The sequence below is a fragment of the Velazquezella soli genome (genome assembly GCF_977018685.1).
This window is the reverse complement of record NZ_CDRNXF010000004.1, coordinates 1,105,304-1,120,987: the sequence shown is the minus strand read 5'-3', so window position 1 is coordinate 1,120,987 and position 15,684 is coordinate 1,105,304. Positions and strand designations below refer to the sequence as shown.

At 61.8% G+C, this 15,684-nt stretch carries 15 protein-coding genes; all 15 read right to left on the bottom strand.

Annotated elements, in window-relative coordinates:
• Positions 1–281: 281 nt before the first annotated feature.
• The 15 genes from AC0JZ8_RS08910 to xylB all read right to left on the bottom strand — a co-directional run bounded on the left by AC0JZ8_RS08910 (position 282) and on the right by xylB (position 15,586).
• A complete protein-coding gene (locus tag AC0JZ8_RS08910; protein WP_471892317.1) occupies positions 282–1,658 on the bottom strand; it encodes a GH1 family beta-glucosidase in 1,377 nt (458 codons plus the stop codon).
• A 159-nt stretch (positions 1,659–1,817) separates the two neighbouring features.
• On the bottom strand, positions 1,818–2,090 hold the full coding sequence (locus tag AC0JZ8_RS08905) for a Txe/YoeB family addiction module toxin (protein ID WP_471892316.1): 273 nt from the start codon (positions 2,088–2,090) through the stop codon (positions 1,818–1,820).
• A 1-nt stretch (position 2,091) separates the two neighbouring features.
• Complete coding sequence (locus AC0JZ8_RS08900) at positions 2,092–2,343, bottom strand: type II toxin-antitoxin system Phd/YefM family antitoxin (protein ID WP_092659709.1); 252 nt, start codon at positions 2,341–2,343, stop codon at positions 2,092–2,094.
• 289 nt (positions 2,344–2,632) lie between these two features.
• Positions 2,633–3,820, bottom strand: a complete 1,188-nt coding sequence (locus AC0JZ8_RS08895; protein WP_471892315.1) for a Gfo/Idh/MocA family protein — start codon at positions 3,818–3,820, stop codon at positions 2,633–2,635.
• A gap of 163 nt (positions 3,821–3,983) precedes the next feature.
• Entirely contained in the window at positions 3,984–5,039 is a 1,056-nt protein-coding gene (locus AC0JZ8_RS08890; RefSeq protein ID WP_471892314.1) for a sugar phosphate isomerase/epimerase family protein, read from the bottom strand.
• Between the two features lie 229 nt (positions 5,040–5,268).
• A complete protein-coding gene (locus tag AC0JZ8_RS08885; RefSeq protein WP_471892313.1) occupies positions 5,269–6,234 on the bottom strand; it encodes a substrate-binding domain-containing protein in 966 nt (321 codons plus the stop codon).
• A 234-nt stretch (positions 6,235–6,468) separates the two neighbouring features.
• Positions 6,469–7,467: an ABC transporter permease gene (locus AC0JZ8_RS08880; protein ID WP_062461179.1), complete on the bottom strand. Its 999-nt coding sequence runs from the start codon at positions 7,465–7,467 to the stop codon at positions 6,469–6,471.
• On the bottom strand, positions 7,464–8,993 hold the full coding sequence (locus tag AC0JZ8_RS08875; protein ID WP_471892312.1) for a sugar ABC transporter ATP-binding protein: 1,530 nt from the start codon (positions 8,991–8,993) through the stop codon (positions 7,464–7,466). The genes AC0JZ8_RS08880 and AC0JZ8_RS08875 overlap by 4 nt, the downstream gene beginning before the upstream one ends.
• 191 nt (positions 8,994–9,184) lie before the next feature.
• Positions 9,185–10,276 (bottom strand): pyrroloquinoline quinone biosynthesis protein PqqE, encoded by a 1,092-nt coding sequence (gene pqqE / locus AC0JZ8_RS08870; protein ID WP_471893343.1) that lies wholly within the window; start codon positions 10,274–10,276, stop codon positions 9,185–9,187.
• Between the two features lie 74 nt (positions 10,277–10,350).
• Entirely contained in the window at positions 10,351–10,650 is a 300-nt protein-coding gene (pqqD, locus tag AC0JZ8_RS08865; RefSeq protein WP_062461184.1) for a pyrroloquinoline quinone biosynthesis peptide chaperone PqqD, read from the bottom strand.
• Complete coding sequence (gene pqqC / locus AC0JZ8_RS08860; protein WP_471892311.1) at positions 10,647–11,471, bottom strand: pyrroloquinoline-quinone synthase PqqC; 825 nt, start codon at positions 11,469–11,471, stop codon at positions 10,647–10,649. The genes pqqD and pqqC overlap by 4 nt, the downstream gene beginning before the upstream one ends.
• A complete protein-coding gene (pqqB, locus tag AC0JZ8_RS08855; RefSeq protein ID WP_471892310.1) occupies positions 11,443–12,375 on the bottom strand; it encodes a pyrroloquinoline quinone biosynthesis protein PqqB in 933 nt (310 codons plus the stop codon). Before pqqB ends, pqqC begins: the two co-directional genes overlap by 29 nt.
• Positions 12,376–12,377: 2 nt before the next feature.
• Positions 12,378–12,473: a pyrroloquinoline quinone precursor peptide PqqA gene (pqqA, locus tag AC0JZ8_RS08850; RefSeq protein ID WP_062461193.1), complete on the bottom strand. Its 96-nt coding sequence runs from the start codon at positions 12,471–12,473 to the stop codon at positions 12,378–12,380.
• 215 nt (positions 12,474–12,688) lie between these two features.
• Positions 12,689–13,999 (bottom strand): xylose isomerase, encoded by a 1,311-nt coding sequence (gene xylA, locus AC0JZ8_RS08845; protein WP_062461195.1) that lies wholly within the window; start codon positions 13,997–13,999, stop codon positions 12,689–12,691.
• 132 nt (positions 14,000–14,131) lie between these two features.
• The gene (gene xylB, locus AC0JZ8_RS08840; protein WP_471893342.1) at positions 14,132–15,586 is read right to left on the bottom strand and encodes a xylulokinase; all 1,455 of its coding nucleotides are present in this window, start codon (positions 15,584–15,586) and stop codon (positions 14,132–14,134) included.
• Positions 15,587–15,684 lie beyond the last annotated feature (98 nt).

The following is a 15,684-nucleotide window of genomic DNA, read 5'->3' as shown; positions in this document are numbered from 1 at the left end:
CACGTCAGGCGAAGCGGCATCGGCCACGGCAGTAACAAGTGTCATGATAAGCTCACACGTTCAGTCAGGTCATCCCGGCGACAAGGGTCGCCGTCTCAATTCATGCAGCCGGGCGGCACATTCGATGACAGGTGACTTTGCGGAGCATTCGATCGGCTTTCAATGGAAGCCGGGAGGCCTCGTTATTGATGGCGCATCAATGCCCCGCCTGCGCCACATTTTACAGGGATGAGATTTCAAATTCAGCGGAAACGAGAAAAAATCTTCTACGCAGCGCAAAATTAAGCCGGTGCGTGGTTACCCTTGGGGAACTCTGCAGCCAGATCCCGATACCATTTGCCGCTCTGCTTGATCGTGCGAACCTGCGTCTGATAGTCGACATGGACGAGGCCGAACCGCATCTGATAGCCCTTGGCCCACTCGAAATTGTCCATCAGGCTCCACGCGAAATAGCCCTTCATCGGATAACCGTCGCGGGCGAGATCCGCGACGACGCCGAGATGTTCGACATAGTAGTCGAGCCGCATCGTGTCATCGATCGTGCCGTCGGCACCAATATCGGTATTGTCGCAGGCGCCATTTTCCGTGACGTAGCATTCCGGCAGGTCGTAGCGGCGGTAGAGATCCTCGACCAGCAATTTCATGGCGGGCGCATAGATCTCCCAGCCGATATCGGTCACCGCCGTTTCGACGAAAGGCGCGGGCTTTGTCGCCGGGAATTCCGCACCCTCAGCGGTATCTGCAAGAACGCGCATCGGCGTGTAATAATTGAGGCCCCACCAGTCGAGTTTCTGACTGATGACGGCAAGATCGCCCTCTTCCACTTTCGGCATGCGATCGCCGAGCGCCGACATCAGCGACGCCGGATATTCGCCCTTGAACACCGGGCCGAAAAACGCGCCGTTGTGGAAATCGAAGGCACGCTCGGCAGCAGCGCTATCTTCTGCGCTATCGGAACCGGCAATGACGGAATGCGCGTTTAGGACGAGACCAACAGGCACATTCGGCGTCACATGCCGGATGGCTTCGACCGCCAGTCCATGCGCGAGGTTGGTGTGGTGCATGGCGGCAAGGGCCGCCTCCATGTTGCGCTCGCCCGGCGCATGCTCGCCGTAGAGGTGGCTGAGCCAGACCGAGCACCAGGGCTCGTTGAATGTCGCGACAGAGTCCAGCCGGTCCCCGAGACGCGCCATCACCACCTTGGCATAGCGCTGGAAGGCGTAAGCCGTCGATCGCGCGGCCCATCCGCCGTCGCCCATCAGCGCCAGCGGCAGGTCCCAGTGATAGAGCGTTGCAAATGCCTTGATGCCGCGCGCCTTCAATCCGTCAATCAGCTTGTCGTAGAAATCGAGCCCCTGCTCGTTGATCCGGCCGGTGCCCTCAGGAATGATCCGCGGCCAGGCCAGCGAGAACCGGTAGGCGGAAACACCCATCTCCGCGATCAGATCGAGATCCGCTTCCCAGCGATTGTAGTGATCGCAGGCAATATCGCCATTGTCGCGGTTGTGAACCCGCCCCGGCATGTTCGAAAACGCATCCCAGATGGAAGGCTTCCTGCCATCCACCTTGGTCGATCCCTCGATCTGGTAGGCGGCGGTCGCAACGCCAAAGGTGAAATCGCCTGGGAAACGGGCTGCGAGGGTCTTTGGATCAGTCATCAGGATGCCGCCATATGGAGGTGCGACCGAGACAATGACCCCGGCCGTCATAGCAGCGACGTGTACCCAAATGCCCGCCCGTTGTACAGGTTTTGGAGCGCGAAAACCCGTTCAGCGCGACGATGTCGTTCGGGATTATCGCCTTAAGTGCGCTCTATACTATCTCTCATAGTGAAAACGGCTCTGGATGATTTCGAGTTGCTGGGTGCTTCCTTTACCCGACACACAATACACCAGTCGATGCTCCCCGAGAATGCGCCTCGACCAAAACCCGGAGAGACTGCCCTTCAGCGGTTCCGGTTTTCCAAGCCCCTTGAAGTGCGATCTCTTCGTATCCCTGATCAGCTCGTTGATTTTCTCGACCATCGATTGATCGACGCTTTGCCAGTATTGGTACTCTTCCCAGGCGTTTCCCGTCCAGAGAAGGTTCATGTCAGAGAGTCGGGTCTTTTTCGATCAGCTCTTCTCCGCGAAGCTGCGCAATACTCTCGCGCAGCCGATCAGAATTCGCTGGAGTGGAAAGAAGGTGCAGAGTTTCCTGCATGCTCTCGTATTCGCCCTCAGCAATCAGAACCAACGCCTCTGACCCCTGACGCGTGACCAGCAAAGGAGCGCGAGAGGCGATCACGTTGTCGAAGTGGGTCGCAATGTTCTGCCTAAACTCGGTCAAACGAACGTGGGCCACAATGCTCTCCTCTCAGAATGTACATATATCTGTACAGATTGAATGGAAGTGTCAATATTGGGCTCTGACACTGGAGGTAGATCCGGCCGCGGCGAGGGTTCCAACGCCTATCCGGGTGCCGCCACCTCTTCCCCAGGCCCCTCATCCGGCTGCGTCCTGCGGACCCTTCTCTCCGCAGTTGGGGAGAAGGTCCTTTGCCGCACGCGCCTTGCCCCGATCGAGCCACGTCCCCTCTCCCCGTCTACGGGGAGAGGGTTAGGGTGAGGGGCAGACGCCGCCCACCAAGTCTTTACACCTTCACCCAAGCACCATTGTTCCGAGACGACTCCACGCAGGCCTCGACAAAGGCGACGCCCTTCACGCCGTCGTCGACGGTTGGATAGATAACCGCCTCGTCCAGTTTCGCGCCCGTCCGGTGGGCGTGAATTGCCAGTGCCGCCTCCGTGTAGATCGTTGCAAAGGCTTCGAGATAACCTTCCGGATGACCCGATGGAATGCGGGAGACACGCGCAGCAGCGGCGCCGGAACCGGCGCCATTGCGGGTGATCAGCCGCTTTTCTTGCCCGAACGGCGTGAACCACAGGTAGTTCGGATCGGCCTGCACCCATTCGATGCCGCCCTTGGTGCCGTAGACGCGGATTTTCAGGCCGTTCTCGTGGCCCGGCGCCACCTGGCTGCACCAGAGCATGCCCTTGGCCGGCTTCTCGCCGTGTCTTGCCGCGAAGCGCAGCATGACATGGGCATTGTCGTCGAGCCGGCGGCCCTCAACGAAACTGTCTAGATCCGCGGCAAGGCTATCGAGCTTCAAGGCGGTGATGAAGCAGGCAAGGTTATAGGCATGCGTGCCGATATCGCCGGTCGAGCCGCCGGCACCCGATTGGGCCGGATCGGTACGCCACACCGCCTGCTTGGCGCCGGTCTGTTCGACCGCCTCGGTCAGCCAGTCCTGCGGATATTCCGCCTGGACGATACGGATATCGCCGAGCACGCCACTCTCGACCATCTCGCGGGCCTGGCGCACCATCGGATAGCCGGTGTAGTTGTGGGTGAGGATGAACAGTGCGCCGCTCTCGTCGGCTACCTGCTTCAGCGCCTTCGCGTCGGCAAGGTTGGAGGTCAGCGGCTTGTCGCAGATGACGTGGATACCGCGCTTGAGAAACGCCTTGGCGGCATCAAAATGAACATGGTTCGGCGTGACGATCGACACCGCCTCGATGCCGTCTTCGCGCTCCGCCTCGCGGCTTGCCATCTCCTCGAAGGAACCGTAGGTCCGCTCCGTATCAAGCCCGAGTTCCCGCCCCGATGCCGCCGATTTTTCCGCCGTCGAGGAGAGAGCGCCCGCGACGAGTTCGAACCGGTCATCCAGCCGCGCCGCCATCCGGTGCACCGCGCCGATAAAGGCGCCGGATCCGCCGCCGACCATGCCGAGCCGGATACGGGGTGCGCGTGTCTGTTCGTCCTTGGCTTCGATGGTCATGTCCTGTGTCTCCTTGGAAATTCATTGCGGGGAAAGTCCCCCTCTGGCCTGCCGGCCATCTCCCCCACAAGGGGGGAGAGACCCCTCCGCACCGTCTCCGCTAATGACCGAAAGGTGCGGCAGGTTAAGCCCTCCCCCTTGTGGGGAGGGTGGGGAGGGGTTTCTATGAAAGCCCCAGCATCCGCCGGTTGGCCGCGTCGTCCGTTCCACCCGCCGCAAAGTCGTCGAACGCATGTTCCGTCACGCGGATGATGTGGTGTTTCACGAATTCCGCGCCCTCGCGGGCTCCGTCTTCCGGGTGCTTCAGCGCGCATTCCCATTCGACCACGGCCCAGCCGTCGAAATCGTTGGCTGCCATCTTGGAGAAGATCGCCCCGAAATCCACCTGGCCGTCACCCGGCGAACGGAACCGTCCGGCCCGGTTCACCCAGCTCTGGAAGCCGCCATAGACGCCTTGGCGCCCGGTCGGATTGAACTCCGCATCCTTGACATGGAACATCTTGATCCGGTCTTTGTAGATGTCGATGTTGTCGAGATAATCCAGGCATTGCAGCACGTAATGCGAGGGGTCGTAGAGCATGTTGGCGCGCGGATGGTTCTTTACCCGCTCTAGAAACATCTCGAACGTGACGCCGTCATGCAGGTCCTCGCCGGGGTGGATTTCGTAGCAGACGTCGACGCCGTTTTCGTCCGCATGGTCGAGGATCGGCGTCCAGCGGCGGGCAAGCTCGTCGAAGGCGGTCTCGACCAGACCGGCCGGGCGCTGCGGCCAGGGATAGATGTAGGGCCAGGCGAGCGCGCCGGAAAAGGTGGCATGCGCCGTGATGCCGAGATGCTTCGAGGCTGTGATCGCCATCTTCACCTGCTCGACCGCCCATTCCTGACGTGCCTTCGGATTGCCGCGCACTTCCGGCGCCGCGAAGCCGTCGAAGGCGTCATCGTAGGCCGGATGCACGGCGACCAGCTGGCCCTGCAGATGGGTGGACAATTCGGTCACTTCGACACCGTTCTGGCGGGCGACACCGGCGAACTCGTCGCAGTAATCCTTCGACGAGGCAGCTTGTCTGAGGTCGATCAGCTGGCTCGCCCAGGTCGGCACCTGCACACCGAGATAACCCTTGTCGGCCGCCCATTTGGTGATGCCGTCCCAGCTGTCGAACGGCGCCTTGTCTCCGGCAAACTGACCGAGAAAAATGCCCGGACCCTTGATCGTCTTCATGGTGTTTCCTTTCCGATATGCCGCCCTCGATGTCGGGCTCGGTGCGTTCCGCAAACTCTCCGGCATTCCTGTGCTTGTCACAGGAATCCAGTGACCCGATTTCCGTCGGGTCAGTGAAACTTTCTTCAGCCCAGCGACTTGGGCTGGCTTAAATCCCTGGCACGAGCACAGGGATGACGCGAGGAAAGAGGGCGTCTTGCGACAAACGCCCTCTCTCGCCTTGTCGATCTCAGAACGGCGAGTCGGCGAAGTAGAAGTTCTGCGCATTCTCCTTCGTCACCAGCGTGGCGTCGAGGATATAGTTGCCGCTGACCGGGACCTGATCGTAGAAGTTGGCCGCCGTCAGCTGCATGGCCGTTGCCACCATCGCCGGCGGATAGAGCACGTCGACCGGCATCATCTTGTCGCCGTCCATGACGCGCTTGATCATGTCCTTGGAGCCGGCACCACCAACGACATACTGAATGTCGGTGCGCTTCGCCTGCTCGATCGCCTCCAGCACGCCGACGGCCATGTCGTCGTCCTGGCACCAGACCACATCGATCTTCTGATGCTTGGTCAGAAAATCCTGCATCACCTTGAAGGCGTCGTCGCGGCTCCAGTTGCCGTATTGGCGCTCAAGAACCTTCACCTTGGAACCGGCGATCCCCTTGTCGAAACCGTCCTGGCGCTGCTGGTCGATCGGGATCGGCAGGCCGCGGATCACGACGACCTGCGCTTCCGGCGTCTTCTCGGCGATAAACTTTCCGGCTACTTCGCCAAGCGCCGGGTTGTTGCCGGCCACGTAGAGATTGCGGATCGTGTTGTCGTTGACCGATGGTGCACGGTCGACCAGCGCCACGAACTTGCCGTCGTCCTTCACCTGCTGGATCGCGGTGACCAGCTGATCCGGATCGCTCGGCAGGATGACGAGCGCATCGATGCCCTGCACCGCCAGATCCTGCACCGCGTTTGCCTGGCTCGCCGGATCCGCCGAGGTCTTCACGATGACATTGAGGCCCTTGTGCTCGGCCATCAGAAGTTTCGCGACGCGTTCGGCATGGAACACCACGCCCGCCGTCCAGCCATGGTCGGCTGCCGGAATGGACACGCCGATCGTGACCTTCTTCGCCTCCTGTGCAAGCCCGAGACTTGGTGCGGCGGCAACCGACGCTGCAAGACCTGCAACGCCGAGACCGAATGTTCTTCTATGCATGTTCTCTCTCCCAGAGTTTAAGGGGTCATCCTCCCGAAACCGGACCCGCCCCAGAGGCCCGGCCAAACCATTGGTCTCCGCGACCCGAAACCCCTCCCCGCCCTGCCCACAAGGGGGCGGGCTCAACCCGGCAGCTATCGCCAACACTCGATCGAGGCAGGCGATTGCGTCAAGTCTTCTCCCCCCCTTGTGGGGGAGATGGCCGGCAGGCCGGAGGGGTCCCGTAACAACCTCTTACTTTCGCATCAGCGACCTCTGCACCAGCATGGCGATGATGATGATCGCGCCCTGGATCGCTCCGATCAGATATTCCGACACGAAGTTCGACAGGATCATGATGTTGCCGACGATTTCCAGAATGAAGGCACCGCAGATCGTGCCCCAGATGCGACCCACCCCGCCCCGAAGTGCCGTCCCGCCGACGACGACGGCGGTGATCGCCTGCAGCTCCCACAGGATGCCTGTCGTCGCGGACGTCGATCCCAGCCGCGGCACGTAGATCATGACAGCAACAGCCACGCAGAGCCCCTGCACCACATAGGCGATGGTACGCACCTTGTTGACCGAGATGCCCGAATAGCGCGCCACTTCCTCGTTCGACCCGACGGCGATCACGTGCCGGCCGTAGCGGGTGCGGTAGAGCACGAAGGCCGCGAGTGCCGCCGTCACGAAGATCACGATGATCGGGATCGGCACGCCGAACACGTCGCCGAAATAGACCGGCCGGTATAGCTGCTGCAGCTGCCGGTCCTTGAGCGTGATCGCGCCGCCCTGGGAAAGCCAGGTCGTCAGGCCGCGATAGATGCCCATCGTGCCGAGCGTCGCGATAAACGGCTCGATCCGCCCGAGCGTGGTGATCAGGCCGTTCGCCAGCCCGCAGGCAGCCCCCAGAACCAGCGCCACCGCCATGCCGGCCATCAGCATCAGCATCGGATCGGCAATCACGCCGGAATTCATGAACAGGATCATCAGGCTCGCGACAAAGGCAACCATCGCCCCGACCGAGAGATCCAGCCCTCCCGCCGAAATCACATAGGTCGCCCCAAGCGCGATCACCGCGATAAAGGCGCTGCGGGTGATGACGTTGGTGAGGTTGGCGAGCGACACAAAATTCGGGTTGGCGAAATAGCCGAGCACCAGAAGCAGCGCCAGCGCAACAAACGGCGCGATGGCCGCCATGTCCCAGTCGCGCGAAGTCTTCGGCGCCTTCGTCTCGGTTACGACCGCACTCATGCCGCCTCCCCCGCGCCGACATTGACACCGGTTGCAAGCTGGACGATCTCGTTTTCCGTCATGTGGTCTCCCTGAACTTCGCCGACGATCCGGCCGCCGCGCATCACCAGAATGCGGTCGCAGATGCCGATCAGCTCCGGCATTTCGGAAGAGACGACGATGATCGAGCGCCCTTCCGCAGCCAGAGCGGCGATGAATTTGTAGATCTGTTCCTTGTTGCCGATATCGATGCCGCGCGTCGGCTCGTCGATGATGACAACCTGCGGATCGAGCAGCATCATCTTGGCAAGCAGCAGCTTCTGCTGGTTGCCGCCGGAAAGCTGTCCCGCGAGGATCGTCTTCGTGCCGGTGCGAATGTCGAAATCCTCGATCGCCTTGTCGAGCGCCTGCGCTTCCCGCTTGCGATCGATCTGCAGGCCGCGGATGAACTTGCCGAGCGAGGCGAGCGTCAGGTTTACGGTGAGGTCCTTGGTCAAGAGCAAGCCCTTGCCCTTGCGATCCTCGGAGAGATAGGCGACGCCCGCCTTGAGGCTCGAATGTACGTCGGTAAACTGAACCGGCCGGCCCCGCAGCGTCACCTTGCCCTTGGCCGGTCGAAGCCCGACAAGCCCTTCCATGAGCTCCGTGCGACCGGCGCCGATCAGTCCGGCAAAGCCGAGGATTTCGCCCTTGTGCAGGGTGAAACCGGCATTGCGGGCATAGCCCGGCACGTCGAAGCCTTTAACCTCGAGCACCGTTTCGGGCGCGATGGCCGCCTGCCGGTCCGGATAGAGCTTTGCCACGTCGCGACCCACCATCAGCCGCGCCATGTCGGCCGGTTCCAGCTCGCTTGTCGGGTGCGAAGCGACCAGCCGCCCGTCGCGCAGCACCGTCACGCGGTCGGCGATCTCCTTTACCTCCGGCAGCCGGTGCGAGATGTAGAGCACGCCGACGCCCTTGGCGCGGATATCGGTGATGACCTTCAGCAGGGCTTCGGTTTCATGCGGGGTCAGCGACGCCGTGGGTTCGTCGAAGATGACGATGCGATGCGGCACCAGCAGGACCCGCGCGATCTGCACCAGCTGGCGCTGCGCGATCGAAAGTCGCGAGACGATGGTCTCGGGATCGATGTCGGCGCCCAGATCGCGGATCGCCTCTGCGGCGCCCGCGTTCATCGCCCGGTCGTCCAGCGCGATGCCCTTTCGAACCTCGCGTCCGAGATAGATGTTCTGCGCCACCGTCAGATCCGGTGCGAGAAGGATTTCCTGGTGCACCAGCACGATGCCATGCTTTTCCGCATCGACCGGCCCCGAAAAGCTGACGACCTGCCCGTCGATCGCAAGTTCGCCGCTTGTCGGCTGATGGTTGCCGGCAAGGATCTTCATCAAGGTGGATTTGCCGGCGCCGTTCTCGCCGATGATGGCGTGGACCTCTCCGGCACGAACAGTGAGCGCGATATCCTTGAGGACTTCGACAATGCCGAACGTCTTTGAAAGGCCGCGTGCGTCGAGCAGAGGCGCAGCCGTGTGCGCGGGCGCATCAACCATGCACCGGCCTCAAAATCAGAAGCGTCGTGAAGCAGCCGCAACGCGGCACGCCCACAACACCTGCCTCCTCGCAAGTGGTGTGATGCACTGAAATTCCTCCCTGAATTTCAGGCTATCGAAGAATTTGAGGTACGTAAAGCAGTTTCAGCTCATGAGCTTCGTTCACATTCGCGACACCACCGGAAGTGGCGTTAGCGGCCGCGATAGACGAATTCAGGGGGCTCGGCGCGGCTGTCGATTTCCGCCTGCTCGACCAGAAGGCCCCGCAGCGGCGACAGGATGCAGACCGGGTCGGTGGTGGCGGCATCGCCGGCGAGAGCCATCGCCTGGCAGCGGCAACCGCCGAAATCGACGCCCTTGCGATCGCAGGACCGGCAGAGGTCCGGCATCCAGCTATCGCCCCTGTAGGCGTTGAAGGCCTGGCTGTCATACCAGATGTCGGTCAGCGACATGTCGCGCACAGTCTCGAAGTTGAGCGACGGAATGCTTTCGGCCGCATGGCAGGGCAGAACCTTGCCCGATGGTGTCACATTGAGGCCCGTCCGTCCCCAGCCGCCCATGCAGGCCTTCGGAAAGGTCGAATGGTGATCGGCCGGCACGTAATCGATGACGATGATGCCTTCCAGCCGCTTGCGCGCTTCCTCAACAAAGGCGTTGGCGTGAAGCACCTGTTCCTTGGTCGGCATCAGCGCCTTGCGGTTCTTCTCGGCCCAGCCGTGAAACTGCACGGTGGCGATCTCGATGCGGCGCGCACCGAGTTCGACGGCAAGATCCAGCATGGCGCCCAGCTCGTCCATGTTCTGCTTGTGGCAGACGGCGTTGACGGTGAGCGGAATGCCGGCCGCATGCGTCCACTCGGCCACCGCGATCTTGCGATCGTAACCGCCTCTGTAACCACCCACCTTGTCCGCCAGAACAGGCGTCGCGCCCTGGATCGAAAGCTGCAGATGGTCGAGCCCGGCTGCGGACAGCTCGGCGATGCGCTTCTCGTTGAGGCCGATGCCCGACGTGATCAGGTTGGTATAAAGCCCGGCCTTGGCGGCAGCCGCCGTCAGCTCCACCAGATCGCGCCGCGACGCCGGTTCGCCGCCCGAGAGATGCAGGTGCAGCACGCCAAGCGCTGCTGCTTCCTGAAACACCCGGATCCATTCCTGCGTGGAAAGCTCGGTGCTGATGCCTTCCAGCTCCAGCGGATTGGAGCAATAGGGGCAGGCCAGCGGACAGCGATGCGTCAGCTCCGCGAGCATGGCGATCGGTGCCGGGATGCGGATACGACCCGTCACGCCGTCCCGGTCGGTCCATTCGCTCGTTCTGTCGGTAGTCTTGGCACTTGTCCGCGCAATGCTGACATGCTCATTCACGATTTCAACTCCAGCATGCGCCGCTTGGAAAACTCGTCGACGAAGGCAATCACGTCGACCAGGATCTGCTCCTTGGGCGCTTCGAATTTTACGGAGAATTCCTGCGCGATCGCGTCCAGATCACGCACACCGTCGAGCGCGTTGACGATCATCACGGCGATCTCATCGAGCGCCAGCGCCCGTTCCGGCGCAAGCAGCACCGTCTGGCCGCGCACCGGGTCCTCCCGAAGCCGCACGCCGCGGGCAAGTTTGGCGACCGTCTGCGCGGTCACGGTGACTGCGGAAGGTTCGCTCATCCCGCCGCTCCCCGCGCAGGTTCTCTCAGAGCCGGCTGATCGAGAGCGCCAATCACGCCCTCCTTGCCGTCCCATCCACCCGGCGGCAGAAGTGCCGGCGATACATAAGCGCTCTGCAACGCATCAAGCTGCGCCCACAAAACGTCCGTCTTGAAGGTCAGCGCAGCCGCGGCCGCATCCTGCTTTTCCAACGTGTCCGCATGGTCGAGAACGTAGTTGAGCCCGAAGGCGACATCGACCGGCGCCTCATCGAGCCGCTTGCGGAAATAGGAGAGCGCGTCCTCATTGGCAAACGCGTAATGCTCGAGCAGTCCGGCAATGCGGCTCTTGTGGATCGTCGGCGCAAAAAGCTCGGTCAGCGAAGCGGCAACCGCATCGAGCATCGGCATGTCGCGCACGAAACGCACATAGGCGTCGCAGGCAAACCGCGTGCCCGGCAGAACGCCCCGGGTTGATTCGACGTAATCCGGATCAAGCCCGACCGCTTCGGCAAGCTTCAGCCAGCGCCGGATACCGCCGCCCTCTTCCCGGCCGCCGTCATGATCCTCGATCCGCTTGCGCCAGGCCCGCCGGATCGAGATGTCCTCGCAGCGAGACATGAAAGCGGCATCCTTCAGCGGAATGCGGCTCTGGTAGTAGAAGCGGTTGATCACCCAGGCGCGCACCTGCGTCATCGAGCAACCGCCACCATGCAGCATGCCGTGAAACGGATGCTTGTCGTGATAGCGCGCAGCACCGATGGCGCGCAGCCGGGCTTCAAAATCGGTTCTGTTCAGGGCAAGCTTCAGGGCGTCAGGCAAGTTCGATCTCCATGCCGTCATGGCCGACTTCGAAGCCGGCATCTGTGACCGCGTCCCGCTCCGGGCCTTGGCGCCAGATCGGGTTCGTATTGTTGATATGGACATAGACCATGCGGCCTATGCCAAGTTTCGACAGCGCTTCGAGGCTGCCGCCCCCGGCGTCGTCGCCAGTAATCGGCATGTGCCCCATGCGCTGCCCGGTCTTGATGCCGGTACCGACGCGGATCATCTCGTCATCGGTAAACACGGTGCCGTCGAAGAACACGAGGTCGGCGCCGCGGATGCGGTCGCAAAGCCAGTCCGGCAGCGTCGCACAGCCCGGAATATAGTAGGCTCGCTTGCCGTTTGCCACGAACTCGACGCCGATTGTCTGCTCGCCTTCGAGACCAAGCTCGGGCTCGCCCTCCTCGAGAAACAACGCGACCTTGCCGGGCACAGCGAAGATGCGCGTCTCAAGCCCGTCGAGCGGTGAGAAATCTTCGTCGAGACGGATCGTCTTGCGCGCCACGAAATCCGGATCGAGCACCCGAAACACGGGGCTGGCGTCGAGCACCGAGCCAATCGCGGCGGTCGAGAAAAGCGAAAACGCTTGCTTCTCGCGGATCGTCAGGAGACCGCCGATATGGTCCACATCGGCATTGGTGATGACGACGCTTGCGATCGGGCTGTGGCGGAGTGCTCTGGGATGAAGCTGCGGCGTCTGCTGGATTTGCTGGCGAATATCCGGCGAGGCGTTGAAGATCGCCCAGGTCTCTCCGTCAACACTGACGGCCAGCGACGACTGCGTCTGCGGCTGAAGTCCCGAAGACGGATCGCGGGCGGCGGCGCAGTTGGAACAATTGCAGTTCCACTGCGGTAATCCGCCGCCGGCTGCAGAGCCGAGCACCAGAAACCGGAGACCGGTCGTGGGTCCCGTGCTCTTCATGATTAAAACAGAACCGGCTCGCTGCCGTCTGCAGGTGCGTAACGGTTGATTTCCATGCCGCAGCTTACTTCGACAAACTTAGGTGCAGTCCACTTCATGTCATTCTCCTTCGTGTCGTTGGAGGCCTTTGCCGACCGCTTTCGCGACCGAGGCCTCGGCAGAACTCACGTTTGAAAGGGTCGCAGGATGATCCCGTTCGCCAAGCCTTAACATAAGCACGGGATCAAACGTTTCCAGCCCCGAAATGTTGCGCTGAAGGTCAGCATTTCGGGGCCGTTCACAGCTTTGTCACAGCACGATGGGGTAGCGTTGATCAGACGTAGCGGTTTATCACGTTTTCGAGATATTCCTGGCGTCCGGACTTCGGCTCGGGATTGATCCCTTCCTTCTCGACGCGGGCGGCTATTTCGTCGAGCTTGTACTCGCCGCGCAGCATCTTTTGCGCCTCCGGGCTGTCCCACTTTTCGTAGCGCGCATCGAGCGGCGTCTTCAGTGCGCCGTCATCGATCATCTTCGCCGCAGCCTTCAGGCCACGGGCGCAGCAATCCATACCGCCGATATGACCGATCAGCAGATCTGCCGGATCGAGCGACTGGCGGCGCAGCTTGGAATCGAAGTTGGTGCCGCCGTTCTTGAACCCGCCGCCGGCGAGCACGTGGTAATAGGCCAGCGCCATTTCCGGCACGTTGTTCGGGAACTGGTCCGTATCCCAGCCCGACTGGTAGTCGTTGCGGTTCATGTCGATCGAGCCGAAAATGCCGAACGTGTTCGCCATGGCGATTTCGTGCTCGAAGGAATGGCCGGCAAGAACCGCGTGGCCCTGCTCGATATTGACCTTCACCTCCTTGTCTAGCCCGTGTTTCTGCAGGAAGGCATACACGGTGGAAACGTCGTAGTCGTACTGATGCTTGGTCGGCTCCTGCGGCTTCGGCTCGATCAGGATCGTGCCCTCAAAGCCGATCTTGTACTTGTATTCGACGACGAGGTTGAGGAAGCGGCCCATCTGGTCGAGTTCGCGGGTGAAGTCGGTGTTGAGGATCGTCTCATAACCCTCGCGACCGCCCCACAGGACATAGTTCGCACCGCCGAGACGCTTGGTGGCGTCCAGGCAGGTTTTGACGGTCGCCGCCGAAAAGGCAAACACATCAGGATCGGGATTGGTGGCAGCGCCGGACATATAGCGGCGATGCGAAAACAGGTTCGCCGTGCCCCACAGAAGCTTGACGCCGGTGTCGGCCTGCTTCTTTTCGAAGTAGTCGACGATCTCGTTGAGGTTCTTCGTGTTTTCCGCAAAGTTTGCGCCTTCAGGACGCACATCCGCGTCGTGGAAGCAGTAGTAAGGCGAACCGAGCAGATCGAAGAATTCGAACGCGACATCCGCCTTCAGCTTGGCCGCCTGCATGCTGTCGTCGAACCACGGACGCTCGAATGTCTGGCCGCCGAAGGGATCGCCGCCCGGCCATGTGAACGTGTGCCAATAGGCAACGGCAAACCGCAGATGCTCTTCCATCCGCTTGCCGCCAACCATCTCGTCCGGGTTGTAGTGCCGGAATGCCAGCGGATTGGTGCTGTCAGGACCTTCGTACTTGATCTTGGTGATATCGCCGAAAAAGCCTGTGCTCATGGTGGTTTCCTCCTTGGTAGAAACTTGGTTCTGGTAAGTGCGTCAAGGTGAGGTACGTACCTCACTGTAGCCGGTAAAGCGTGGTTCGAGTTGCCCGACTTGGGGGAGGAGATGTCTCCTCCCCTTTGCCGGTTAGTTCAGCAAGCCGCGAATTGCTGGATAGGCAGCCCGGTAGCGCTGGTATGCAGCCTCATAGGCATCGTGAAGCCCAGCCTCCGGCTCGATCACCGCTTCCGTTTTGGGAGCGGAGCAAACTGCAACCGGATCGGCACCGGTCGCCGCGATCAGTCCGAGCCGGGCCGCGCCGAAGGCCGCACCGAAATCGCCGTCGGCCGGAATATCCACGGGAACGCCGAGCGAAGTGGCAATCGACGACAGCCAGTAACGCGAGCGCGAACCGCCGCCGATTGCAGTGACGCGGGAGATCGAGGTTCCCGCCGATTTCAGCGCTTCGAGATTGTCGCGGATCGCAAAGGTCACGCCTTCCAGCACCGCCTGGGTCAGCACCGCACGGCTGCTCTCATGTTCGAGCCCGAGAAAGGCACCGCGAATGACGGCATCGTTATGCGGCGTGCGCTCGCCGGAAAGGTAGGGCAAGAAGGTGACGCCGGTCGGGGCCTTTAGGCCTTCGCCGAGTTCGGCGACCAGATCGGCGGCAGGCTTGCCGGACACTTTCGAATGCCAGTTGAGCGCATCCGTCGCCGACAGGATGACGCCCATCTGGTGCCAGGTCTTCGGCAGCGCGTGGCAGAACGCATGCACGGCACTTTCCGGCTTCGGCAGATAGGAGGCGTTGGCGGCAAACAGCACGCCGGATGTGCCAAGCGAGACGAACGCATGCCCTTCGGCGACGGTGCCCATGCCGCAGGCAGACGCCGCATTGTCGCCGGCACCGCCGGCAACGACGACATCGCCGGCAATTCCCCATTTCGACTTCAGCTCGCCCCGCAGGCGCCCGGCTTCCTCGGTGCCCTCGACCAGCGTCGGCATCTGATCCTCGGTAAGATCGGTCGCCGCCAGGAGTTCCGATGACCACTTGCGCGCGCCCGTATCGAGCCAGGACGTGCCGGCCGAATCGGACATTTCGGAAATGTGCTCACCCGTCAGCCACAGCCGCAGGTAATCCTTGGGCAGCAGAACCTTGGCGACCTTCGCAAAAATCTCGGGCTCGTTGTTCTTCACCCAGGCAAGCTTCGGCGCAGTAAAGCCCGGAAACACGATATTGCCGGTGATGGCACGGAACCGCGGATCCGCATCGAGCGCCGCTGCCTCCTTAAAGGAGCGGGTGTCGTTCCAGAGAATGCAGGGCCGCAGCACCTTGTCGTCGGCATCAAGCAGCGTCGCGCCATGCATCTGGCCGGAAAGGCCGATGCCCTTGACTGCGGCAAGCTCCTTGGGAAACTTCGCCTTCAGCCCGTCGATCGCCTCTTCGCAGGCGCGGATCCAGTGAGCCGGCTCCTGTTCCGACCAACCCGAATGCGGGCGCGATACGTCGAGCGACCCGTTCCCCGAGCCGATGATCGCCTGATCGCCGTCGATCAGCATCGCCTTGACGCCGGAAGTGCCCAGATCGAGACCGAGATACATGCTTGCCTTCTCCTGTTGCTGCCGCGTTTCGGCAGATCTTTGTTTCGCCACGCGTCGTGTCCGAGCTGCTTAACACGTTCCGGAGCGCGATTTGCCCG